Here is a 24,235-nt window from a genome sequence, read left to right as displayed (position 1 = left end):
GCATGCCGACGAGGCGGCCCGATGTGGAATTGAGACTGAGTCTGTTCGGCGTCAAACGCTCGATCTCCCTGAGCGGACTGGCCCGTTATCGCAATACCTGGGTGGTGCTCGCCGCGTCGCTGCTGGTGATTCCGCTGACCCTGTGGCTGCTCGCCCCGGCTGCGGTGCCGGACCTGGCGCATGGCAATGTGTCCGGCGCCCGCGCGCTGGCGGCCGGATGGGCCAAGGGCGACATGATCGTGCTGGTGCGTCACGTCGAGCGCTGCGATCACTCCCCGGCGCCATGCCTGAGCGGCGATGATGGCATCACCGACCGCTCGCGCAGTGTCGCCGTCGGTGTCGGCGCACAGTTCGAGCATCTGGGCCTGAACCGCGTCGATATCTATAACAGCCCGATGCTGCGCACCGTGCAGACCGCCGGTTACATGTTCAACCGCGCGGCCAGCGAAGACTGGCTGATCAGTTGCAAGGGGCGCATCTTGCAGGAAGCGCTGGCGCACAAGATCCCGGGACGCAATCTGATTCTGGTGACTCACAGTGAATGCATGGCGGAGCTGGAAAAGGATCTGGATGTACCGGTGTCTGACCCTGGTTACGGCTCTTCGCTGTTCGTTTCCGCCGCGAACAAGGCCGCCCCGCGCATGCTTGGCTTTATCGAGGCCTCCGACTGGCACTCATTGACCACCCGATGAACTAAGGTGCGCAAAGCGTCAGCCCAAACAAAACCCGCCAGTCCGGCGGGTTTTTTATTGTCTGGCGCGAGGGGCGTCAGTAGCCGACGAAGTAGTACGCCTGACGCCCAACCATCATGGTCTTGAGCACTTTGAGCGGTGCGGCGGGTTCGCGGTCTGCCGAGATCACCGCGACGTTCGAGGGTGACGCGCTGAGGAAGTCGTGCAGTTGCGCGTCGGTGTCCAGCCCCTTGAGCACGCTTTGGGTGTAGAACACGCTGGCGCCGCCGACCCGTTCATTGGCCTGGAACAACGCGACCTGATGACCGTTGGCTTGCAGGGCCTGAATGTGTTCGGTCAGTGGCAGGAACGACAACTCCTTGTCGGCGTTGGGCAGTGCCCACTGGGCCGCGCCGAGGTAGCTGGCGATCACCACCGTAAGCAGTCCTGCGGCAATCGCCTGACGATGACGGGCGACTTTTCCGATGAAGCGGTCGGTGGTTTCGCGCACCTGCAAGCGCTCGAACAACACGCGCGCGTACTCCGCGGCGATCACCGCAGCCGCCGGGGTCATCGACATCAGGTATACCGTGCGCTTGCTCGAGGCCAGGGTCAGCATGATGAACTGCGCAACGATCCACAGGCTGAAAAACAGCAGGTAACGGTTGGCCTTCAGTTCCTTGCGGAAATGCCACAGGCCCAGGTACACCAGAATGTTCCAAGGCAGAAACGCTTCCGGCATTTTGGCCAGATAGTAATAAAACGGCTCGTAATGCCCGGCCTCGACGAACGAGCCGCTGAAGCGTCCGACGCTGTTGGTCAGCAGCACTTCAGCGACGGCGTGCGAACCACCGCGCTGATACAGCACGGCGAGCCAGATCAGCAACGGAATCAGGCCCACTGCCGTGAGCAGGCCGGGACGCAGCCAGGCGCCGATCTTCAAGCGTTTGTCGATCAGGTTATCAGCCAGCAGGTAGGCGAAAATCACTACCCCCGGCATCGCCAGGCCGAGCACACCCTTGCTCAAAGTGGCGATAGCGATCCCGACGATAAACAGCAGCGAGCTACCGGCGCTCGGTGCGCGTTGCGCCTGAAAGAACGCCAGCAGCGCCGTGGCCACGCCGAGCGCCAGCAACGCATCTTCGCCGACCCCGCGCACGTTGCTCCAGTAACTGGCCATGGTCGCCAGCAGAATCCCCGCCGTCCAGGCGACCGCTTTCGGGCGCCCGAAGCGGCGCAACATGCCGTACAGCAGCATCACGCTGAGCAACCCGGCCACCGCCGACGCCAGCCGCACCGCCCACGGCGAAACGCCGAATACGCGCATGGCGCCAGCGTCCAGCCACAGGCTCAGCGGTGGTTTTTCCAGAAACGGCTCGCCAAACAGGCGCGGCGTCACCCAGTCATCGTCCAGATGCATCTCCATGGCGATCCCGGCGACCCGGGCTTCGGTGGAGCCTTGCAACTGGTGGTTACCCAGAGCGAAAAAAAACAGCAGGGCGGCGAGTAGAAATAGTGAAGTGGCGGCACGCGGCATGGATTTCAGGCAACCGGAAAGGGCAGGAGCCTTGAGCATACTTCGCCAATGCTTAACAAATTGTGAAACTCACGCTAATTGTCGCGACCAGCGCTGTTCCGGCGCTTCGAACAACGGATTAACCAGCGCCGTCAGCACATGGTCCTGCCAGCGTCCGGCGATATTCAGATAAGCCTTGGCGTAACCCTCGCGCTCGAAACCCAGGCGCTCCAGCAGCCGCGCACTGCGCTCGTTACCGGGCATGTAGTTGGCCATGATCCGATGCAGGTTCTGCGTGTCGAACATGTAGCCGATGCCGGCCTCCAGACCCTCCTGCATCAAGCCCTGGCCCTGATGCGCGTGGTCGATGTGATAACCCAGATAACAGGCCTGAAACGCCCCGCGAATGATTCCGCTGAAATTGCACGCGCCGATCATCTGCTGGCCATCCGGTGTCAGCAGGGCGAAATGCATCGCCAGCCCGGCCTCGAAAGCACTGGCCTGGACTTCAAGGCGTCGACGAATCTGTTCGCTGGAGAAGTATTCGGTGGTTCGAATCGGCGACCAGGGCGCGAGGTGGCGCTGGTTGCGTGCATAGAAGTCACTTTCCAGCTCGGCCTGTTCCGGAGCGAGGATGGCAAGCGTCAGGCGTTGGCAGGGCAGGCTCAGCAGTGACATCGGCGGCTCCGGTGGGCAGGGTTGAGGGACAGGATTGATCACGGGGCGGAAAAAAACAAACCGCGCTGGCGTCCTGTAAATTTCTTTGGTTGAGTGCACAGGGTTATCGACTGCGGCATTTCCGGGATTGGAGGAACAAGCAATGGAATTTGCATTGACGGTAAATGGGTTGGCACTGCGTGTTCGGGCGCCGGACCCCGCGCTGGTCGCTCCGGTGCGGGAGGCGCTGAACGTCAGTTACCGCGAGCATGCGCTTTTTCTCGAGTGGGCGGTTGAACACACCAGTGAGGAGCGGGCGCTGTCGTCCATGCTGCAAGCGCGGGATGACTTCGCCAGCGAGACTGGTGAGCGGCGCTTATTCATCGTGACTGAAGACGGACAAGCCGTCGTTGGCTGCATCGGCCTCGTGCCGCGCCGGCGCAAGCGTTATGTCGTCGGTTATTGGGCCAGCAGCGCGTTTGCCGGCAAGGGCTACATGCGTGAAGTACTGCAGCAATTGGTCAGGCGCCTGCCGGAGTTCACCTTTTACCTGACCACATCGTCGGCCAACACCCGCAGTCAGCGTCTGGCTGCAGCGGCGGGGTTTGCGCTGATCAGGGTTCACCCACAGGCGCGGCAATCGCAGCAGCACGGCGTGCAGGACACTTGGGTGTATCGCTCCGGCACCAAACGCCAGGCAAAAAAAAGCCCGCGGGAGAGCGCGGGCGAACCGTAGTTTCTTGAATGAGCGAGCGGACTGTACCGTGTTGATCGCACCGGAGCAGTGAAGAAAAATTCATCTCGGTGGCGGCGGCTCTGCAACGCTTCAGGGCAAGTGATCCGCAGCGAAATCAGCTTCCGAACGCGCCGTCAGCCGGCCCTTGCGGCAGGCCTGCTGAAAGCGTTCGAAGTCGCGTTCGTTCTGCGCGGTGTAACTGCGTGCGTATTTGAACAGTGCGTCCGCCAAGGCATCGCCCTTGCCGATGTAACCACTGATTAGCGCCGCATTGCCTGAGGCTTTGGCGTGCGCCCGTGCCAGCGCGCGACCACAGACCCGTGCATAGGCGGCGAAGGTTTCGGCGTCGAAGTTTTCCAGTTCGGCGGAGATCTTCATGTCGCGCAATTGCCGGACATAGAAAAACCGCCCGGTAGGGCCGGTGGTCCAGCCAAGAAACAGGTCGCTGGCCGATTGCATCAGGCGCTGACCCTCGACCACTCGCTGACCTTCATGGCGCGTCCGGCATTTGGCTTTCACATAGTCGGCCAGCACCGAGCGCCGCGCTTCCTTGAATTGCAGGAACAGCGGCGATTCCCGTTCGTCAGTCAGCAGCGCCACGAGACAGCGGGTGCCGACACTGCCCACGCCGACCACTTTGAACGCCAGATCCTGCACCTGAAACCGCGAGAGCAACTCCCGGCGGTCAGCCTGCAGCGTGGTTCGATAATCGCGCATGAACGCTTCGGACAGCGGACGCCAGTCTGACAGCCGCAGCCAGTCATCATCGGCGTCGAGCAGCGTGGTGTTGTTGTGCAGGTGAAAAATTTCCGGCAAGTCGTCGCGAATAACCAGCCGCCCGTTGGCGTCGCGCTCGCTGATCTTCGGCAGCAACTCGGCGTGGGTGCGCCGTTCGGCTTTATCGACGGCACGCTGTACATGCTCCAGCGCACTCTTGCGCGCCTGATCGAGCAAGTCTTCGTACTTGATCGAGTCGTACCAGGTTTCCAGCGCACTCTGCTCGGCGCACTCCAGCATGGTCGCCTGATAGGCACCCACCATCTGCCGACAGACCTCTTCCTGAACCGAATCACCATGGCGCAAATCACGGGTGGCGATCACAAAACTGGCCGCCAGACGCTTCAGATCCCACTCCCACGGCCCTGGGTGAGCCTCGTCGAAATCGTTGACGCTGAACAACAGATTGCGCTCGGGCGTGGCAAAACCGCCGAAATTCATCAAATGCGCGTCACCGCAGATTGGCCCGACCAGCCCCATGTTCTCGGTGTCCGACAGATCGTGCGCCTGCACCAGTGCATTGCCACGGAAGAACGAGAAGGGCGACACCAGCATTCGTCCGTAACGCAGTTCCACCAGCGAAGCGACACGGCCCTGACTGGAGGCCTTGATCAGTGGGATCGGATCGCGGTTCATTTTTCCGGTGGTGGCGTGGGCGCTGCGCGAGCATTGTTTGCGGGCGTCCTTGCCTTGCTTCATGCGGTCTTGGAGGGTGGTCATGAGCGCTCGTCGTGGCGGTGGGGGCGGTGTGAGTGTAGAAGTGGTTCAGGGGTTTATCCGCCGGCGACAATCAGCGATGTCACTTCTGAACTCCGTCACTTCGTCCTCGTGCCAGATCCAGCATCGTCATTAACCAGCTTCAGAGACAAACCGTACTTAGCCACTTCATTACGCCGGGCGGCGTTGCGCATGAGGTAGACCTGAACCGTGTACTCGCCATCGCTGGGCAATGGACCGAGGAAGTGATTGCCCATGATCGAGCCGTTGAACAGCGCGTAATCGGCGCCCTTGGCGAGGATGTTGAAGTAAGCGGAGGTGTTGGACGGTTTGAAGTCGACGGTCAGTATCTGGCCGGCCTTGGCGTTGAATCTGTACTGCGCGGTCTGGTTACCCTTGATCGACTGTTTGCGCTGGACACTGTCGACACTGGTTGTGAACGCGATCGGTTCGACATGCACAGTGGGGGCGTCGGCCGCATGGACGGACAAGGAAATCAGCGCGGCCAGCGCTACGGCAATCCAGTTCTTCATCTTCAACTCCAATGCATCTCGATGTTCGCAGCATAGAGCCTGCGTCGAGCGACCGCCCAGAGATTGCACGGATTAAATGTTGCTGGATTTGAGCGCGTGCCAGAGATGATGTTCGCTGACACGAATCAGCTGTTCACATAATTCCCACCTAATTTTTGCCATGATAGGTGCCTGTATTCCATCGGCCCCAGCGAGTGATCCCGGCATGAATGTGAGCGTTCTCTACGCGTTGATTGCAGCGGCGCTGTTTGGCGCCAGTACACCCCTTGCCAAACTGCTGGGGGTACAGATTTCGCCGATTCTGCTCGCCGGATTGCTCTATCTCGGTAGCGGTCTGGGCTTGACCGTCCTGCGTTTTGCCCGCGATCGTGGCTGGAAACCTTCCGGTCTCGGAGCCGGTGAATGGCCATGGCTGCTCGGCGCCATCGGCTTCGGCGGAGTGCTGGCACCGGTGGCGCTGATGTTCGGTCTGACCCGAACGTCCGGCGCGAGCGCGTCACTGATGCTCAACCTCGAATCAGTGCTCACGGCGCTGCTGGCGTGGGTGGTGTTCAAGGAAAATGCCGACCGACGAATCGTGATCGGCATGCTCGCCATCGTCGCCGGTGGCGTCGTGCTGTCCTGGCCACAAGAGCCCGTCTCGGCGCAAGACTGGACCGGCCCGTTGGCCGTCGCTTTCGCCTGCTTCTGCTGGGCCATCGACAACAACCTCACCCGTAAAGTCTCGGTCTCGGACGCACTGTTCATCGCAGGCAGCAAAGGCCTGGTGGCGGGGCTGGTCAACTGCACACTGGCCCTGTTCATCGGCACCCAACTACCCGCCGCCACCTCGCTGGTGCCGATCATGCTGGTCGGCTTTCTCGGCTACGGCGTCAGCCTGGTAATGTTCGTCCTCGCCCTGCGCGGCCTCGGCAGCGCACGCACCGGCGCCTACTTTTCCATCGCACCGTTTCTCGGCGCAGGCATCTCGATTCTGCTGCTGGGCGAATCGATATCGCTGATGTTCCTGCTCGCAGCGGCGTTAATGGCCGTGGGGGTATGGATTCATCTGATGGAAAATCATGTTCATGAACATCAGCACGAACCGCTTGAGCATGATCATCGGCATACACACGATGAGCATCATCAACATACGCGTGGGTTTGAGTGGGATGGGACGGAGCCGCATAGTCATCGGCATGTGCACACACCGATACGGCATAGGCATGCGCATTTTCCGGATGTGCATCATCGGCATGGGCATTGATTGAAACTCTGAAGTCTGTTGATTGATATCATTGTGATATCGTCTGTGCCGATTTCTTCAGTCTTTCATTCGAGTCATTCCATGAAACCAATTTTCCTGTTGTTGCCCATTGCGGCCCTTTTTTCTGCTTTCAGCGTTGCCGCTGCACCTTCGCCGGTGGCGTCGTTTGCCGCTTGTGACGATCACTCCCTGGCAGTCGTGCAATCACCTTCGTTCAAGGGTCTGGTGCCGAACACTGTAGAAAATGGCCAGATCAAATTGTCCGGCGGCACCAAGAGCGATATGGGGCAACGCTGGATGTTCGCCAAGCCGGTCGAAATTGACGGCATGTCGTTGACTGGCTTCTACGCCGAAGATACAGACCTGATGGGCACTCGCATCATCAATTGGGGGTTCTACGCCAAACAGACGCCGAATGAACTCCACACCCAGTTGGAAAAAGCGGGCGGGCCGCGTATGGACATGTCGCAGGGACTCTACGCACGCGCGGAAATCTGGTCCCACGGCAAATCCAACTGGCAGCCGGAAGACCCATCCGCAACGGCGGGCAAGCTAGTTGTCGACAGTGCCGAGCGCGTGTTCCTGATCGAGCCTGCTCCGCAAGAGCTGACGACTGGCAGCAAGGGGATGTTTACCTGCTCGATTCAAGGCAAGGTCAATGAGGCAATGCTCAAATCCAGCCGTCCGGATCTGCTCAGCGCGGCTCATTGATTTTGATGAATGCAGGTAGGAAAAAGGAAGACATCGTGTCGTCCTTTTTTGTGAGTAGGCAGAGCATTGCCAAGGTTGTCGATTTTGATCGCCTGCAGGCTGTGGGTTTGTGTGCCCGGTTTGGCTGATGTCCAGATGCGACAAAGCCCGCACTAGGCGGGCTTTGTCGTTGAGAGTTGGTGGAGCCGGGGGGAATTGAACTGGTTTCTTAAGCGTTTCATCTAATATGATTATTTTGTTTTTGCTTTTTTATTGGAATAGTTTTTGGAATGCCGGCGTCGAATTTTTTAAATTTCTGTCCTTGAGTCGATCAAGCCTCAATTCCACAGTAGTACTTTAAATCTCGCTTTCGAGCAGAATCTAAGGAATCTGCTAGCGAATGCTGGCGTGTACAAATGTGGTCTCAACAGGTGAATGCGATGTGGCTTAAACACCAATGCCCCGCCAACGTGCTTCTTAAGCTATTTATGATGGCAAAAAGCTGTGGCTTTGGCTTTACCCATGCTTTGCCAGTGGATAAGGTGATCGGCATCGTAAGTTGATTGGTCGCAATGGTTCAGGGATGGTTCTCAATAGGCGCAGGTTTTTCCCCGCTCTTAGCGTCGGTTTCCCTCTGAGTCCTTTCAGTTTATTTGCCGCCATATTTTATTTTGGTAGGCCCATGTGCCGCGGGCTGCAAGGGAGTGTGTTGAATGAATGAATTGGTTGAGGCCTTGCTGGCCGCCGTTCCCGCCGATGGTTCTAGTATTGGCAATCAGTCGCTGCTAGAGCGGCTCAGAAGTCTGTTCCCCCATATAACTGATGAGGTTTATTGGGAAACACGTGACGCACTGATTGATCAGCGGATTCTGCAGGCTGGTAAAGGTCGTGGCGGTTCCGTGCGGCGTGCTGACGTTGAGGCCCCACCATCAAGTGCCTGGGTTCATTTTTTACGTAGCTATGGGCCGTCATCGACCAATCTAGCGATGTTCGACGAGTATGTTTCGAGGGCATTGGTACAGGCAAGGGTCAAGCCAATTAGCCTATCAGCACCTTCTTTAGAGGACATGGTTCGACACATTGAATCCAAGAGGCCGGGGTCTATCTTGGTCGCCGGAACTGCTGGTGATGGTAAGACGTACCACTGCCGTGCCTTGTGGGAGCGTATTGGCGGTGATCCCGATGCCTGGGCCGCCAAAGGCAACGTGAAAGAATTGCAGCTGGCAGATGGACGCTTGGCTATCTTTATCAAGGATCTTTCTGAGCTCAATGGCGAGGAGAGCGATTTGCCATTGCAGCGACTCGAAAGGTCGGTGCTAGAGGGCGAGGACTCTGAGGTCGTGATCCTTGCCGCAAACCATGGTCAAATTCTTGATCGTCTCCGTGATTTAGGCCGACGCCAAGAGCGGGATCACCCACTTCGCAAGCCGCTGCAAGAGCGCTTTCTACAGGCCGGCCCGGCTCCTGAACGCCTAGCGGTGTTCGATCTCAGCCGCTCTACTAGCCGCAAAACGTTAGACGAAGTGGCCATGGCTGTGGCAGGGCATCCCGAATGGGACAACTGCAATCGCTGTGCACTTCAGACTGAAGATAAAGTTTGTCCCATTAATGAGAATCGCCGCAGACTTTTGGGTGATTCAGATGGTGGACAGCTCTCACGCCGCTTGGGCGATCTGGTAGAAATTGCCAGGCACAATGGGCTGCACCTCCCTATACGTGACTTACTTGCGCTGTGTTCGAATATGATCCTTGGTTGTTCCGATGCCAAGCAGGCAAAAGACAACCTGCTGACTTGCGCAGATGTCGCGAAGATTCAGGGAGGAGGGGATCTTGGTAAAGCTAGTGTCTATTCCAATGCCTTCGGGGCCAACCTCCTTAAACGAAGAACGTCTGATCGTCCCATCTTCAAGGCGATGTCCAGCTTTGGAGTAGGCGATGAGTCCACCAATGCTGCTGATGGGCTTCTGGTTTATGGCAAGGATGACTCGCGGCTGCAAGCCGACTTCGGCCGCTTGGTCGCAAGCGATCCGATCTACGGGGCCACGGCCGCGTTTCGCGCTGCCCAGGACGCTTATTTAGAAGGGTATGAGGGCTCCCGTTTGGAAGGGGGGGCTTCCGAGTTCCTTACAATGCTTGAAGACCAGCGACGCAGGCTTTTCTTCACACTTCCGGATGGGGAAGGAGGCTATCCGCATTGGTCGATGACAGCCTTCTGCTTTGCTGGAGACTACTTGGAAATTATCGATGCGCTCAAAGCGCAGAAACCAGTAAGCGAGACGATTCGTGGACGAATCGCTAAGGGTCTTAACCGAGTATTAACAGGTCTTCTCCTCGAAAACGAAGATCGCATTTTCATCGCAAGCTCGGGAGGTTTTACTCAAAGCCGAGTAAGCGTGCTTTGCGATTACGAGACGCTTTCCCGTCGACAAGGCGGCGTTGGCATGGCGATTAGGCTTGTCGAGGAGACCGGCCGCCCTCGTCTCGACATTTCGCTTGCTGTGGGCTTGAGCAATTCAGTTGCTTTTGACTTGACCCCTATTCGTCATGAGTTCCTCTCGCGGGTGGCTGAGGGTGCTTTGCCCGCGAGCTTCTCCAACGAATGTCTCGAAGATCTGCTGGCATTCAAGGCGAAGCTTTTGCGTAAAGCTGAGATTGTCAAAAAGGCCAGCGTGGCTGGTGATGATGACGAAGTCGGAGGTGAGGCCTCTGTACTGACACTTAACTTCATCGATATAGAGCCAGGTGGTCGCGGTTTTTCGCGTCCAGTGACTGTGAGGGTCTCGGAATGAGTGTAATCATCAAGAGGCCTGAGATTAAAAGCGTCGACTTTTGCGTCGATGAGAACATTTGGGGACATCGACTTTATGACGAGCAGCTTCCTCACCTGACTGTTCTGGAGTTCTTGGGAGTATTCGGATCGAATATGGAACATCCGCTCAGGCCTCATCAAGAGCTGGGCGGCTCAGTCATGTTCAGGCCGCAGCGGCAAATTCGCTTGCGTGGGCTTCTGTTCAACAATCCTTACGTTGAATCGATTGCGGAGAGCGCCGCGTCTGATGAGGAGAAGTGGAAGCAGTGGTTTGAGCGTTTTAGGCTGGGAGCAACAGGTAATGGTGATGAAGACATGACCTATCTCCGTCGCTCGTTCACTAGCTTTGATGATTTTGCAAAGGCAATTGAACTGCTGCGTTCCTCGTCATTTGAGTCTCGCAGTAACAAGCGTTGGAGTTCTAAGTTTGTCTTTCCTTTCGGTCCTGATGCTCTTTATGAGGACTTAGCGATCAATGCGAAAGGGGGGATGAGCAACGATCGTCGCTTCTTCGCTCGTACTGGTGAGTTGCTTTATCTCATCCTCTCACGGGCCAAGCGTGGAGAGGAGCTCGGTGGCATCCTCGCCAGGCGTCTATTTGACCATCAGGCGCCGATGAACCGATTAGTAAGGGCTCTGCAAGGTATGCCTCAGAGTGCCGAAGAACCAAGGCGTGCGGGCTATCTGCCCGAGGCTGCCAATGAACGATTCGACCAAATTTGCGACGACTGGTTGTCGATCTTGAACACGGATATGCCGATCTACGATGCCTTGGAGCATTTGATTACGATCACCGGTCTGAACATGCTGCTCTACTTCTTAGAGCGTGCGAAGAGGGTAGCTGGCGATGACGATCCGGTCGAAATTGTTTGCGAAATCGTCTCCAAGGAGCGCACGAAGGTGCGAGCGCTTTCTGGCGATAGTTATCAATTCAATCAGGGGCTGCCAGCAAAGGCAGTGCGAGCTCATATCGAGTCAATCCGGTCGGATGTTGGGTGGGCTGCTGCTGAATCCGTGGAGTTTCCGGATGCTGAGCGTGTGAAACTCATGCGTGATCGCTTTCAGTGGCCGCCGACTGATGCCGGTGACGATGAAGACTCCATCGATAAGAGCCCAGAAGAATTAGTTGCCAAACTAGTTGAGAATGCCTTGGCGCGTCATGCGCAGCATGTCGGCAAGATTCACGCGTCATGGTCGCGTGCTATCGGGCTCAGCTCACGCCGGCTCTCGAGACGTACTCGCTACGCGCCGAACGATAGATTGCTCAAGTCGATAGTGATCTCCATCGTTACAGACCGTATGCAGTTCGATGAGTTTCTCGCTGAAGCCAAGCACCGCTATGGCTTGGTAATAGGTGATGCCGAGGGGGCGCGTCTAGTCGGCGCCAAGCTAGTTGACCAAGAAGAGCTCAACGAGAACCGAACCAATCTTGAAGCCCGTCTCGTCAGTTTGGGCTTGGTTCGCAGGCTCTCCGACTCCTGCTCGTTTGTCGAAAACCCGTTCGCGTTTCAGGGAGAAGCCGCATGCTGACCGATCGCATTATTGGACGCGTTGGCGCGGACATTCTTGCCCAACGTATATCCAATCCTCTTCAATCCGGTGATTTGGCCGCGCTCTTCAGGCTGGATAAGCTTTCAGCCAGTCAGATTGCAGCAGTAGCGCGAGCTATCCTTGCCAATCCGGACTTGGTCGCCCAAGTGGATCTCATGATCCCGGAGGCCTTGGTAGGAGGTCAAGGCCTGCCGCCTGGCATTCTGATACCACATAACGCAGGCTACGTGCGCAACAACGCTCTGACCGTCAAGGCTGCAATTCTTACGGCCAATGGTAATGAACACAACCTTGCGGACACCTTGGGTCACGTCATGGCCATAGGCGCTAAGGAAATGCGAGCTGATCCTGAGCCGTGGGTCGAGGCCACGCTCCACTCTGGTGGTATTTCACCAGTCCCCGACGACCGAGCGGTGTTCCATGCCGCTCTTAGCGGGTTATTAGCATCCTCGGAGCTTTCGTTAGTGCAGCTTGGCGAATTTTGCTCTGCCATCGTTGAGGCTATAGCCACGTACGGGCTGCCCATCCGTGATGCGGTTGGTTTCGCCTTGCCATGCTCAGGACTCCCTAGAGACAGCACCTATTTCTCGAATGCGAAGACTTTCGCGGAATCGCGCAAGCCCTGGCACAAGGCTTTTATCAAACTCTTTTCTCAGCGTGCGCCGCTGCTCAAAAAACTCCGCCAGAATGGCCAAGCTCTTGACCCGGAGGAGATTACCGAGCGAGTCGATGCTAATGCTTCAGAAATTTCGGAGGGTGCCCGTCAAGCTCTCTATGCTTTCGCCGCCGCCCCTGCTGGAGATCCAGAAGCATCCGATGTCCTTGCCCAATTCGAGTGGGAAAGCGATGGCGTATACCTTGCCTTCGACAAACCCAAAGAGCAGCAACTTGGTTTAGCAGAGTCGACGATCCGTTTCTTCGATCATGAGTGCGATCAGGAGGACTCACTTGATGCTGAGAGCCGCAAGCTATTGGAGGACTTGAAAGGCCGTGAGCGACGCTCAGATTTCACTGAAGAGGATGAAGAGTTTTTCGTTAAGCAACGAAGACTCTTGGAGCAAGACACCAAGCTTTGCTCGCGCTGGGAAAAGGCTCTCTATGGCAAGCCCATTGACTGCAATGACTTCTTCGAGGGCTTCGCTCGTGTGGTCAACAGTTTGCATGCTGGTCTGCGCGATCCAGAAGGAGAGCGGATCCTACGCTTCACTGTGACTAAGGGCCGAAAGGAGTGGCGTGAGCGATTCAACTACGATGCCGGCTGCTACTTCTCGGCTATGTACCGCGGTTTAAAGGAGCTTATGGGCTCCAAAGTCGAGTGGAAGGTTGAGCGGATGGGGAATGCAAATTTACCCGACCCCCTCTTCGACTATGAAGCCTTCTTCGCCGAGGAAAAGAAACTTCGCAACGATAAGAAGAACAAGGTTCGTCCGAATCTGTCGTTATCGCGCTTAGCCCTGCAGATCAAATTTGACGTGGCCTTAATTCAGGTTGCCAACGATAAAGAGACGGTGCTGGCTAAGACGCAGCTCCTTTGGAGCTACAAGCCAACTGTGATTGGTCTTTCTTTGGCCGCCGACATGCGTCGCCTCTTGGAAAAGGGGGCAGTAGGTTGTACCGAAGTACCCCGTAAGTTAGTGAGCAAGAAGGGGGGGGTGCAAAACGTCTCGTTACTCGACACTGGGACGTTGGAGGCGACGTACTCGACTGATGCAGGGTCACTGGTCCCTGCAGTCAGTAAGCTCCAAAGCCTGCGCCATGTGATCAAGACTCGGATCAAAGAGCTCGCCCAGGAGGGTAGACTCACGGCTCATCAGCAAAATGAGGTAAAGGCTTCTTGGGATAAGTTCGAGGAAGACTACATCAAAGCGATGGAGGACTTCGTCACGACCGGGCTGCATGGCGATGCCGTTATGCGTCAAGCGGAGTCTTACGCGGAACTGTTGAACACTCTGATGGCACATGCCCGTGGCGATGTATGTCGTTCGCGCCTGGTCTCTGAAATACTATCTGTGGGCACGGTTCGGATTGCAGGCGATAACCTCGCAATAATCATTCCCCCGTGGCATCCAGAACGAATGAAGGCACTTGCGGTAAAGACGCGACGCGTAGCTGGTTTCGCCACTCATTTGCTTTCCAGCGGTAGCATTCTCTATGGCGACCGCGAAATTTTTATGCGGGAGCTCACTGACGAGATCGCTCATCCGTTCTATCCAGAGATCGCAGTTCTCAATCGGAATGGAGCTCTGGAGCTGGTATCGGAAAGCAGCACAATCAACGGCTATAGCCTTTTGGAGTCGCCCACGCGTGGGGCTGCAGGAGCTATGACCGATGTCGATCCGACGGCTGCAGCAAAACAGGCGCGTGAGCTTTTGGAACGCTATGTGGGGCTGCAGCCCCACGAGGCAAGCAACCTTAGCGTTGTGCTTTATAATGCCGATGCAGCCGAGCTACCGCTGGCCACAGTGCGGGAACTCTCCTCAATCCAAGAGGATGGCAAGCTCCAATGTAGCGTTTCTGTTCGCCACTCAGATCCAGGAAAGCTGCGACGAGTGTATGGCGAACTGGTCAACAAGGCCGGAGACGATCCTGATCTGCCAGTGGTCAGCGAGACCAGTGATAACTTCATCTCCAAGTTGCGTATTTCTGTGACTCCCCTCTCGGCGACTCCGTGTGAGAGTGCGCAAGGCTTTAAGGCTTTCGATGTGGCCTTCCTGCATGACGTAGTCGCACGGGAGGCCCAAACAGAATGGCTTCCCGTACAGTGGACCAATGACCGACCAAATTTGGATCATGCACCCTCGCGCTGGTCTTATCGGAGCGTGTCGGGCGAGAACGAGCTGAAGTCAACCACATTCCTGACCTGTCCATGGCAAACGGCTTCAGGCTGGGCATATGTGTCGGCGGTCGCAGCGGTTTGCCGGCAGACGGATGCTATGCCTGAGGAGCGATTCTTGCCTGCGCGTCGTATTTCTCTACAAAGCCCAGCGTTGGCTGCAATGATCAAGGATGCGCACGAGTTGGCCGAATGGGTGGCTACCTACGACGAACTACTCGACAAGCGACAGCTCCAGCACAACAACATCACAGTGGTGCGCTACCGTCGAAACTCGACTAACGGCCGCAATATGATTGTGAGCTCAACCTCGGAACTCCGGTTGTTGGGTGTGCTGGTTCGCCGGCGATTGGAAGAGTTGAATCTCCAGCTCGGATCCGACGAGCTTCAGGCAACTGCCGACAAGGCGAAGCGCGATGCGCTGTCAGTCTCTGGAGATATCGTACTGCGGGCGGCCAAGCGAGGCGTTTCTGCAGGAGAGATGCTTGGTCTTGTGCTAAGTCGTCACCTGCTCGCAGAGGAGTTCCAGGCCTCGTCGAACGGTGAGCAGGTCTTAACCGCCTATTTTCTGCTCGACGATTACGCAAGTTGGCTATCCCAGCCTGAAAGCCGTATCGCGGATATTTTGGCGCTAAACGTTGAGGAACACGAGGAAACCGTTCGTGTCGTCATTTCAATTGTTGAGTCGAAATATGTCAGTGTCGATGGGCTCGCTCAGGCTCGACGAGGCTCCAAGGATCAATTGTTGGCAACATTGGGCATGTTCCGTGAAGCTCTTTTTGGTGATCCGGGTCGTCTTGATCGGGATGTTTGGTTGGCCCGTTTGGCAGACATGTTATTAGATGCCGACATCCCGCCTGGTATGACGGGCTTAATGGAGCGTGCTCGAGCCAAACTGCGAGAGGGTGATGTAGAGATTTCGTTGCGTGGCTATTCGCATGTTTACGTCCACACCTCGGACGCGGGAGCTGCCTCTTCTACTGAGCAAGAGCTTTTGGATGAGACAGAAGGCGTAATGGCTTGGCAAGAGGTATTCGATCGACCGGATCTGCGAAAGCTCGCTGAAGCCTATGCCAAAGGCTCTGGTGGCCACGAAGTTCGATCAGGGATTGGGCCCCTGCAGCCTTGGGGCGGACACCACTTTAAAATGCCCGCCCCGCGAGTACCCTGGATGGCCGCAATGGCGCAGCTATCGAGTGGACTGATCGATACCTTTGTTGAAGAAGTCTCGTCATTAGACAAAAACGGCGAGAAGGCTTCGCCGACTTACCCAGTGGCCGAGCCTTCGGTTGTAATGGAGGAACTGACTCTTGTCTCTGTAGCTAATGGTGATTCAGATTCGGACCAGCTTGTCGCTGCGACTACCAACTCTGGTGGCGGGCTATCTGATCTAGTTGCGTCCAAATTCTCCGGCAGTGCGCAGGCCGATGCTGAGCGGGAGGAGTGGTCCGAAGAGATCACTAAGAAGCTCAAATCTGCGCTAAACAGCTACGGTCTTCAGGCGGCGATCCTCGGCACTCGCTTGACTCCAAATGGCTGCCTCGTTCGTCTGGCGGGTTCTGATCGCTTACGTGTCGAAGATATCGAAAATAAAAGAACACAGCTGCTCACTACTCACGCTATCAATCTAGTAACCGTCCAACCTAAGCCAGGAGAGATCGTGGTGACGGTCGCAGGAGGAAGGCGGCAGGCTGTGTCGCTTTGGGAGCTTTGGTCACGTCGAGAGCTCAATAGAAACGTTGCGGGAATCAACACCTCATTCTTGTTGGGACTTCAGGAGATTAATGGCGCGTTGCTGTATTTGAATCTGGGAACTGAGTTCAGTGGGCTTTCATCGCATGAGCCACATTCTTTGGTGGCTGGAGCTACGGGTAGTGGCAAATCGGTTCTGATTCAGGCCCTTATATTGGATATTGCGGCGACCAACCCCAAAAACTTGGCTCAAATTATCTTGATAGATCCCAAGATGGGAGTGGACTACGCGCCATTGGCCGATTTACCACATATGCGAGATGAAATTGTTACCACCAAGGAAAAGGCTGCCGAGGTCTTGGGCGCCCTGGTTCAAGAAATGGAGGATCGCTACCGCGCCTTTGCTAAAGCAAGGGCTCGCGACTTACCGACCTATAATTCGAAAGTTTCAGCCGCAGACCGTTTGCCGATGGTTTTCCTGGTTCATGACGAGTTTGCTGATTGGATGCTCGACGATGCTTACAAGGCAGCGGTCGGTGCCGCAGTTCAACGGCTCGGAGTGAAGGCTCGTGCGGCAGGGATACATTTGATATTCGCGGCCCAGCGTCCGGATAAAGATGTGATGCCTATGCAGCTTCGCGAGAATTTAGGTAATCGTTTGATCTTAAAGGTTTCCAGCGAAGCCACCTCTAAAATAGCTCTTGATAGGCCAGGCGCAGAGCTTTTGCTAGGTAGGGGGCATATGGCAGCTAAGCTCAACGGGGAACAGGGCTTAGTATTCGCCCAAGCTCCGTTTCTTTCAGATCAAGATATCGAAATCGCGGTGGCAGCAATATACTCCGATAATGCTGAACTAGGAGAGACTAGTGAAGGTTGATGATGCCGTTGAGACGATTACGAGGTTTTTTAATGATCTAATCGGCGCATGGGTTCCGGGCTTAGTTTTGGCAATCGGGTTGGTAATAATGCACCTAGGACCTGACTATATTAAGTTGTTAGCCAAGTTAAGTGACGGTGCTGGTGTGGCATTGACAATGGCAGGTTTGCTCTTTGCTGTGGGGCACCTGCTATTGGCAGTGAATGAAACTGCGATGAAGCCATTACTTAAATTTGTAAAGGTAATAAGCGATTTTGACGAATCAAAAGCTCGGACGAGACAGTCTTACAAGTTGTTTAATGAGCTTGTAGACGAATTGCAAGGTGCCGGTCAAGCTGTTTGGCAGTTTCATGATCTTCGAAGTGTTGCTTTGTCGATTTCGGATGAGGCGGCTTCACTTGGGCGAAGATTTATGTTTATCTCGCTGTTATGCAGCGGGGTTGGAACAGCTTTAGTTCTTATTGGCGTTGATTATCTAATCTGCTTATCTTTTTTTCAGGAGCTCTTATACGGATATGAGCGGGTCGCTCCTTGGGGAGTGCAAGCTATTCTGCTCTTCAGTGCGGCTGTTTTTCTTTTTAAGCAGGCCAATGTCTTTTATGCCCGAGCTATGAGTACACCATTCTCGGTAGCTTTTGCAGAAATTAAGTTTAAGAGAGGCCCCAGTGCCGGTAATCCATAGAAAAATCTACCTTGCTGGAGGGTTTCATTCTGGTTGGCAAGAGATTGTGAAAGCTAGGCTCAAAAATTTTGTTATTTTGGATCCTGGCGCCCATTGCATTGATGACCCTGTTGAATACACGCGCTGGGACTTGGCGGCTGTCCGTGATTCTGAAATTATATTGGCGAACATGGAGGCATCCAATCCTGCAGGTTACGCACTGGCATTGGAAATTGGGTACGCAAAGGCTCTAGGTAAAACAATATACTTAGTCGACCAGATTGAAGATCCTTCAGTTAAGCGCTATTTTGAAATGGTTCGACAGTGCTCAACTCGAGTGTTCAGAGGCTTGGATGAGGCTATTGAATATATTGCGCGTACATAGGGTGCCGGACTAAAGATTCATGGTTGGGAAGTTTTCCTGTGCACGGCGTCGGGCAGAATCTTGAGATGTATCGCTAGGTTTTTTGGGTGGGGTTTTATGAGGGAAAACTCTGCCCACTCCTCAATTTTCTGTTGTAGCGTAAGTCGTGTGAACTCATGCTAGGAGGGGCGAGCTTTGCCGTTGACTGCTATGTCGTTAATGAGCCGGTATTAGCTAGAGCTGTTTATCAAAAGTGTGGGGCAGTCAGTGCCGAGTTCTGTCAAGAAAATTTCTGTATTGGTTGCGGTGGATGAAAGTTCGGTAATTGGCACTGAGTACAAACGCTATTTGTGTCTCTGATCTTGAGATTTTTTCGGATGTGCTCTGACTTTTACTTGTGACAAATTAAGCAAGAGCTGTTTCCCTCGTCGTCTCCGTACACGTCGTCGATGTCTTCTGGACAGTTTTTCACGGGGCGAAGTGGGTTCGTCGGAATATTCTTGCGAAGTCGTGCACGACGAACCTCATATTCTGCTTTGATCTCGATAATGCGCGCTGGCTTTTCTAGATCCCAAAGTGATTCGCCCTTAGACCAAGTGAAAGGCGAGCCGTGTTCTAGTGCGTCCTTTTCTAGCGCCTTGGCTTTTTCGTAGTCCTCAGGGTGTCGCTCCTTGAGTCGAACCCATTCGATTTTCTGCTGGAAGAAGCAGAATGTGCAGCCACTGCGAGAGCGCCATTCGTAATACTTCGGATAACCGAGTCCAGAAGACTCTAGTATGTCTACGACGCCGGCTTTATCAATGCCCGCCTCACGAAATGGAAATTTCACAATCATGTTTTCGGCTTTTGCTGAATACCCTTCGCGATACTCCTCATCAGCTCGGATCGCTACATAGGAGGAAACTTTATCTCCTGCTGAGAGCCATGGTTTGACCCACTGTTCGAACGGGGCCAATTTGAGTTGACGTGTGCACCAGCGAGTCTGCGCACTGGGGAGGAAATGATTGAATTCACGCAGCCAAAAGCGAAAGTCACGGCGAGGATTGAGTCGTTCGATGGGTTTGCCCAAATAGCCTTCGAGTCGTCCTAGAAACTCGTAGACCTCGGGAAGCTCTTCACCGGTGTCAGTAAAGAAATAGTCGATGTCTAGCTCAGGATGGTGGTCACGCATCCAGACGGCCAAGGCGGCGCTGTCTTTCCCGCCGGATAAGCCTAGCACGTGTCGTTCAATCATCCATCTGCTCCTTCTCACCAGCCAGGTTCATTCCAGTTTTAGCAAGAATGGCCAGCAAAATGTCAGTTTCAAAACCTTGATCTTGCAGCATCGAGGTAAGCTCAGCAGCCTTGGCTTCGACTGTTTTACGGTGGCGCTCCGATATCGAGAATGATCTGGATATCGTCGTGGTTTCCGCACCTGCACCTATAACAACTGCGATTGCTTCGCTATGTGCGGGACGATCTTTGACTGTGACGAACGCCTCTGCCTCGCGAAAGCGCCGGGCGAATTGGACAAGCTCAAGCACAGCCGCATCGATGTGGCGGTCGACCCAGTCGCGTGGTGGTTTTTCAGCGGCCAAGCTCAAAATGCCCTCCAGTGCGGAACGGCTGCCATCGTAAGACGCGAGTCGTGTAGAGAATGCATCGAGCCTAAAGTTACCGGAAACTCCTGCCACAGCCTTCGCTCTGTCGCGGAGCGAATCCAAGTTGTCGAGAGACGCATCGAGAGCTTGAAGCATCTTGGCTTCTACCTCGGAGAGCATCTTTGGATAGGCCCTTGCGATTTCATGCAGAGGGGCACGCAGTGCTTCTACATAGGCTCCGCCGTCATCAGCTCCAAGAAGCGACGCTAGATCGACGAACAGAACTTTGTGTGGGTCGTTGGCTTTTAGCAGCATGTCGCGTATTGCTTTGGCTGTTTCACCTAAGCGTTGTGTGCGCCGTCCCCAATCTGGCAGGCTGAAAATCAATGCTACTAGTCCGCGTGCGGCTTCAAGCGGATCTGCAGAGCCGGCTTTCTCTCCGACTTCCTCTAAGAGGTGGGAAATGCCCTCCAGGATTTGGACTTTGTCTTCATCAATCGTGATCCAGCGGAGAGTGAATCGCTTAGGATCTTGCAGGCACTCGTCAATATCCGCATCGCTCAGTCGCGGAATAAACATGCTGTCTTTGTAAGCGGCGATGTTGGCTTTATGTGCCAACAAGAAAGCAGTGAGAAACACGGGCAAAATACCCTGTTTCATGCCAAATGGAGGCAGATGCCAGCGGTTGTAGATCGACTCCACGCTTACTCGTGTATTGGCGTCGATGAGGAGCTTTTGCGTGACTTTCCAAAGCTCGTAAAGTCCTTCGTGCACTTCTTCTAGTGGGGGGCAGAACTGCCAAACTTCACCTTCTTTGCGGTATACACCAGACGCTACAAGCAGCGTTTCGAACAGGCCGCGTTCTGCTGGGAAACCTTCGATGCCCAACTGCTCGATGCCTTCGGCGTCGATCATTGCGTGTAGCAAATCGCGTCGGGCTTTTACGCTGTTGCTAGAGAGGCTGTCGCGATTTACTAATTCGCTCCAGACCGGTGGGCAGGAATAATAGAGCTCATCGGCGAGCTCAGAAGCCTTCGGCGAGAGTTTTGTTCCGGGCTCGATGACCATGTCGCCTCCATCGTGCCATTTGCAAAGTGAAACAGCTGCTTGTAGCTGGTCTTCGAGATCAGATTTGGTCGCGGCCAAGCGCGCAAAGACTTCGCGGCGAGCTACGGAATCACCTCCGAGCTCGTGGCGCTCTTTTACCTGTTCTAGAGCGACTAATTCAGCCGAAAGTTCTGCGATGCGGGCGTGGTTAGCTGGGATGCCTACCAGTACCGGCCAGGGCTCTAAATACGCGCATGCTTGAGCTCGCTTGCCAGCTTCGCGTGCTGAGATATCACGTCCTGGAAGCGCTAGTATGAATTGACCAAACTCTCCCCGTTGCGGAGTGTAGGCCTTTGCGATTTTTTCGGCCTGCTCAATGCTTTGCAGTGAGAGCTCCATCCAGCGCATAGCGCCCGTTTCATGGTAGTGCCGTTTGGCTACTACAGGATGTATGCCCATCAGTTGAGAGAGTTTTGCGTAATCGACTCCAGCAGATGCGGCCAGCGCTTGAGAAATAGCCGCATCGATATCAAAGTCGCTACCCTCGAATACTGACCAAGAGCCGGTGTAAGTTTTGTATAAGGCAACCTTGAGTGCTGAGAGTTTATTCAGAGCATCCTCAATCTGCTCGCGAGGTACATCGTGGAATAGGGCCGCGATGACAGGTAGATCTGCAGAAAGTCCTGAGCCGTTACGGAATAGATCAATCACGGCGATATTTTTGATTATCGCCACAAGCAGTGGGTCACCTGACTTTGCCTCTGCACGCTCTACAGCCTCAACCGCTTGGGACCAGCGGTGCCCATCGGGTGAGGCTAGAATTGCAGGCTCTAGATTTGCGCGCAGGTAGTCCCAATAGTCACTAGGGCGATACAAGGACGACTGTTCAGAAGGGGTGGACTCTAGGTAAGCGCGGAAGCCATGGGGCTCCACCGATGATAGGAAACCAAAGGTACTACGCTCATTCTGTCCAAACTGACGCTTAGAAATCGGGCCCAGTAATGCGGCCATGGCTGGGTGTAGCGGCCAGCAACGTTCTAGTGCGGCAGAAAAATCCTTCCCAACTGCAGGGCGGCGAGATCGGATCGCGTCGGCTATCGCATCAGATGCTTTTTGCCCCCACTCCGGGCGGCTTTTGGCTTCGATCGCGCTGCCGATAAGCTCAACGACCTCGTCGCTTGCAGCTACGAAAGGAAGGTCTAGGTATCGTCCCTGAACCTTGCCCCAGTCGTCACGAGTGTCGATGCCCAGTCGGTTGGAGTATTGTGCGAATGACTGGTGTAGAACACCTACTACAACCAGTCTGCCATCGGCGCGAGCAGATGCTTCAGCAAGCTCTTGGAAGAAGTAGACGTCGTCGCCAGAACCTAGAGCGGATGCCTCTAGAAACTTACCCATTTCATCGATAAATACCAGGACGCCATCGTTTGGGCGGCTCTTGGTTTCGACAATTAGATCAGAGATAACACTTTGGATCGTTGGCTTGCCTCGACCGTCAACGTTCATTCCTCGACTTTTTCGGATCGCTGCGTCCAGCTCTTTTACAACACTGCCACGCCGGCCAACGACAGGGACAACTAGCCACCCGTCTTGGACAGGAAAGGCTTGGTCGAAATCTGATTTCGAGTCAAGTTTTAGGGCGGTACGAGCTTTGGTACGCAGGCTCTCATCAGGATGGAGCGCGCTCGCGAGGGCGACAGCTAGTGATGACTTGCCGCCACCGAACGGTCCGGTCCATGTAAAGCTTCGTTGATTTGTGCTTGCAAGCTGCCTGCACATTCCAGCTACAACGGATGCTGCAGTTGCATGGATGATATACCCATCCAATGCGTCTGAACGACCAATGTCTGCGTCTATTCGGATTGATCGTTGATATTGATGCGAGATGTGAACAATATCCGAGAGCATTAACTCTTTTCTCTCACTCATATGCGCGCCTGGCCATTTCTTTTTGATCTTCATTGGATAGCGCTTTTCTGTGCACTTGGCGAAGGCCGGCGGAGTCGGTCCAAGCAAGCTTGCCTCCGGTTAAGTCGGCCAACGAAATCAGTCTTTGAGCGATTGATTCTTCGTCCAGTTTGAAGACGCGGCCGGGAGAACCCTCTGCGTACGCAATAGTCTCAAAGGCCAGCGAGCTTTGACTCCCTGCGGTTCTATTCCAGAAGTCGATGAGCGCATAGGTGAAAATACCGTCATGAAGGGACGCTTTAGGGCCTCGACGGAAAGCATACTGGCCTTTGTGAACCTCTTGGAGCAGACCTAATTCAGCGAGTAAGGGCTCGGCAAAATCTTCGGGCGAACCGGCTGCGGTTCTGGGGGCATAGCTGCGCAAACATGTCTCCAAATCTCGCGATATGGTCGCGCTTGAAAGGCGGTGCTTAGGGTCGAGGCTGCGAGCGTACTCGGTCAGAGGCTCTTCGAGCTCTTGGCGTGTAAAGGTTGGCGCGGTTACATGGTTGAATAGCCAATACCATGTTGTTGAACGGTAGCGCCGCCCGGCTAGCTGCCAATGAACAAGCCATGCTGTAGCAGGATCCTCCGCGTAAGGATCAAGGCCTCCACTTTGGAGTATCTCCATGGCGAGTCTCGTTACGCGAAATGTATCGCCTTCATCATTCATGACGCCGGATGCCAAGGCCCAATGCCGAATGGAAGCAACCATGTTCTTACCTACTCCGAAAGCGGCAATAGAGCTTTCAGTAGTAAAGGTTGTCTTTGGAATCAGGCCGTCGCCGCTCGCTTGGTCGAAAGCTTTTTTGAGCCACATCTGACGCAATGGGAACGTTTCGTGTCCAGAGAAGTGGACAGAGGAGACGCGGCTGATTTTTGATGAGGTAATTTTCATGAGTTGCAGCTTAACCCGAACTGGTGAGGAGCTCCAGTTGCACGTTCATATTTGACACTACTGTATCAATGTACAGTTTTTGGTGACCTTTGGCGATGGATCAGGAAAGAAACCTCTAATAGCGTGTGTCTCATGGAGGACTGCGTCTACTGCTGTAGCGGATTTCATTTTGATAAGGGAGCTTGTCTTATCGGTGTTCGGCCCTACAGTCAGGTGAAATCAGTCTGACTCCCTTGTGCTTTCGATCAAAGAGGCGGAGGGTATGAGCAGGCATGAGATTTGCCTACTGCACTGATTAGGTATTCCAGTGATTAGCACCGGATGGAATACCAGATCTTCTGGAGCTCGAAAAATGTACAGAGACCTTAATGGCCGCTAATTCCTGTATTTGCTGGATTCCAGGTGCAAAAAAAGACGTCCATGGACGTCTTTT

The 24,235-nt window shown here is 54.8% G+C and carries 16 protein-coding genes; 9 read left to right on the top strand and 7 right to left on the bottom strand.

The window, feature by feature from the left end; translation table 11 throughout:
- Positions 1-23 precede the first annotated feature (23 nt).
- Complete coding sequence (locus LCH64_RS26440) at positions 24-692, top strand: histidine phosphatase family protein (protein WP_226501758.1); 669 nt, start codon at positions 24-26, stop codon at positions 690-692.
- Positions 693-768: 76 nt separating this feature from the next.
- Here the strand turns inward: LCH64_RS26440 and LCH64_RS26435 are convergent, their stop codons facing one another.
- Both LCH64_RS26435 and rimJ read right to left on the bottom strand, forming a co-directional pair.
- On the bottom strand, positions 769-2,247 hold the full coding sequence (locus tag LCH64_RS26435; protein ID WP_226501757.1) for a glycosyltransferase family 39 protein: 1,479 nt from the start codon (positions 2,245-2,247) through the stop codon (positions 769-771).
- Positions 2,248-2,277: 30 nt separating this feature from the next.
- The gene (gene rimJ / locus LCH64_RS26430; protein ID WP_103484355.1) at positions 2,278-2,865 is read right to left on the bottom strand and encodes a ribosomal protein S5-alanine N-acetyltransferase; all 588 of its coding nucleotides are present in this window, start codon (positions 2,863-2,865) and stop codon (positions 2,278-2,280) included.
- Between the two features lie 142 nt (positions 2,866-3,007).
- Here rimJ and LCH64_RS26425 point away from each other — a divergent pair, with 142 nt between their 5' ends.
- Positions 3,008-3,580, top strand: coding sequence for a GNAT family N-acetyltransferase (locus LCH64_RS26425; RefSeq protein ID WP_226501756.1), 573 nt, complete (start codon positions 3,008-3,010; stop codon positions 3,578-3,580).
- Positions 3,581-3,670: 90 nt separating this feature from the next.
- On the opposite strand, the gene LCH64_RS26420 is transcribed toward LCH64_RS26425, so the two are convergent.
- A complete protein-coding gene (locus LCH64_RS26420; protein WP_226501755.1) occupies positions 3,671-5,077 on the bottom strand; it encodes a DUF2252 domain-containing protein in 1,407 nt (468 codons plus the stop codon).
- A gap of 95 nt (positions 5,078-5,172) precedes the next feature.
- The gene (locus LCH64_RS26415) at positions 5,173-5,607 is read right to left on the bottom strand and encodes a hypothetical protein (protein ID WP_226501754.1); all 435 of its coding nucleotides are present in this window, start codon (positions 5,605-5,607) and stop codon (positions 5,173-5,175) included.
- A 205-nt stretch (positions 5,608-5,812) separates the two neighbouring features.
- Here LCH64_RS26415 and LCH64_RS26410 point away from each other — a divergent pair, with 205 nt between their 5' ends.
- The 7 genes from LCH64_RS26410 (at position 5,813) to LCH64_RS26380 (ending at position 18,351) form a co-directional block, all read left to right on the top strand.
- Positions 5,813-6,853: a DMT family transporter gene (locus LCH64_RS26410; RefSeq protein ID WP_226501753.1), complete on the top strand. Its 1,041-nt coding sequence runs from the start codon at positions 5,813-5,815 to the stop codon at positions 6,851-6,853.
- Between the two features lie 81 nt (positions 6,854-6,934).
- The gene (locus LCH64_RS26405; protein WP_226501752.1) at positions 6,935-7,564 is read left to right on the top strand and encodes a hypothetical protein; all 630 of its coding nucleotides are present in this window, start codon (positions 6,935-6,937) and stop codon (positions 7,562-7,564) included.
- A gap of 692 nt (positions 7,565-8,256) precedes the next feature.
- Entirely contained in the window at positions 8,257-10,332 is a 2,076-nt protein-coding gene (locus LCH64_RS26400; protein WP_226501751.1) for an AAA family ATPase, read from the top strand.
- Entirely contained in the window at positions 10,329-11,882 is a 1,554-nt protein-coding gene (locus tag LCH64_RS26395; RefSeq protein ID WP_226501750.1) for a hypothetical protein, read from the top strand. The genes LCH64_RS26400 and LCH64_RS26395 overlap by 4 nt, the downstream gene beginning before the upstream one ends.
- Positions 11,876-17,305 carry an FtsK/SpoIIIE domain-containing protein gene (locus LCH64_RS26390; protein ID WP_226501749.1) on the top strand — a complete coding sequence of 1,810 codons (5,430 nt, stop codon included), beginning with the start codon at positions 11,876-11,878 and terminating at the stop codon, positions 17,303-17,305. The genes LCH64_RS26395 and LCH64_RS26390 overlap by 7 nt, the downstream gene beginning before the upstream one ends.
- A complete protein-coding gene (locus LCH64_RS26385; RefSeq protein ID WP_097090461.1) occupies positions 17,295-17,987 on the top strand; it encodes a hypothetical protein in 693 nt (230 codons plus the stop codon). Before LCH64_RS26390 ends, LCH64_RS26385 begins: the two co-directional genes overlap by 11 nt.
- The gene (locus LCH64_RS26380; RefSeq protein WP_226501748.1) at positions 17,971-18,351 is read left to right on the top strand and encodes a nucleoside 2-deoxyribosyltransferase domain-containing protein; all 381 of its coding nucleotides are present in this window, start codon (positions 17,971-17,973) and stop codon (positions 18,349-18,351) included. The genes LCH64_RS26385 and LCH64_RS26380 overlap by 17 nt, the downstream gene beginning before the upstream one ends.
- 370 nt (positions 18,352-18,721) lie before the next feature.
- Here LCH64_RS26380 and LCH64_RS26375 read toward each other — a convergent pair whose 3' ends face one another.
- Genes LCH64_RS26375 through LCH64_RS26365 form a run of 3 tightly spaced genes read right to left on the bottom strand, consistent with a single transcriptional unit; the run spans position 18,722 to position 23,802 of the window.
- Positions 18,722-19,564, bottom strand: a complete 843-nt coding sequence (locus LCH64_RS26375) for a phosphoadenosine phosphosulfate reductase family protein (RefSeq protein WP_097090462.1) — start codon at positions 19,562-19,564, stop codon at positions 18,722-18,724.
- Positions 19,557-22,919 (bottom strand): ATP-binding protein, encoded by a 3,363-nt coding sequence (locus tag LCH64_RS26370; protein ID WP_226501747.1) that lies wholly within the window; start codon positions 22,917-22,919, stop codon positions 19,557-19,559. Before LCH64_RS26370 ends, LCH64_RS26375 begins: the two co-directional genes overlap by 8 nt.
- Positions 22,879-23,802, bottom strand: coding sequence for a DUF4007 family protein (locus LCH64_RS26365; RefSeq protein WP_097090464.1), 924 nt, complete (start codon positions 23,800-23,802; stop codon positions 22,879-22,881). The genes LCH64_RS26370 and LCH64_RS26365 overlap by 41 nt, the downstream gene beginning before the upstream one ends.
- Positions 23,803-24,235: the final 433 nt, after the last annotated feature.

The organism is Pseudomonas sp. MWU16-30322 (genome assembly GCF_020515535.1).
In the GTDB taxonomy this organism is placed as follows: domain Bacteria; phylum Pseudomonadota; class Gammaproteobacteria; order Pseudomonadales; family Pseudomonadaceae; genus Aquipseudomonas; species Aquipseudomonas fluorescens_H.
The sequence above is the reverse complement of the archived record's forward strand: the minus strand, read 5'-3'. Positions and strand labels throughout refer to the sequence as shown.

Coding starts and splice junctions, on each gene's coding strand:
- LCH64_RS26370 (WP_226501747.1), bottom strand. CDS start 22,919: ATGAAGATCAAAAAGAAATGGCCAGGCGCGCATATGAGTGAGAGAAAA.
- LCH64_RS26420 (WP_226501755.1), bottom strand. CDS start 5,077: ATGACCACCCTCCAAGACCGCATGAAGCAAGGCAAGGACGCCCGCAAA.
- LCH64_RS26390 (WP_226501749.1), top strand. CDS start 11,876: ATGCTGACCGATCGCATTATTGGACGCGTTGGCGCGGACATTCTTGCC.
- LCH64_RS26415 (WP_226501754.1), bottom strand. CDS start 5,607: ATGAAGAACTGGATTGCCGTAGCGCTGGCCGCGCTGATTTCCTTGTCC.
- LCH64_RS26410 (WP_226501753.1), top strand. CDS start 5,813: ATGAATGTGAGCGTTCTCTACGCGTTGATTGCAGCGGCGCTGTTTGGC.
- LCH64_RS26435 (WP_226501757.1), bottom strand. CDS start 2,247: ATGCTCAAGGCTCCTGCCCTTTCCGGTTGCCTGAAATCCATGCCGCGT.
- LCH64_RS26405 (WP_226501752.1), top strand. CDS start 6,935: ATGAAACCAATTTTCCTGTTGTTGCCCATTGCGGCCCTTTTTTCTGCT.
- LCH64_RS26425 (WP_226501756.1), top strand. CDS start 3,008: ATGGAATTTGCATTGACGGTAAATGGGTTGGCACTGCGTGTTCGGGCG.
- LCH64_RS26375 (WP_097090462.1), bottom strand. CDS start 19,564: ATGATTGAACGACACGTGCTAGGCTTATCCGGCGGGAAAGACAGCGCC.
- LCH64_RS26365 (WP_097090464.1), bottom strand. CDS start 23,802: ATGAAAATTACCTCATCAAAAATCAGCCGCGTCTCCTCTGTCCACTTC.
- LCH64_RS26395 (WP_226501750.1), top strand. CDS start 10,329: ATGAGTGTAATCATCAAGAGGCCTGAGATTAAAAGCGTCGACTTTTGC.
- rimJ (WP_103484355.1), bottom strand. CDS start 2,865: ATGTCACTGCTGAGCCTGCCCTGCCAACGCCTGACGCTTGCCATCCTC.
- LCH64_RS26400 (WP_226501751.1), top strand. CDS start 8,257: ATGAATGAATTGGTTGAGGCCTTGCTGGCCGCCGTTCCCGCCGATGGT.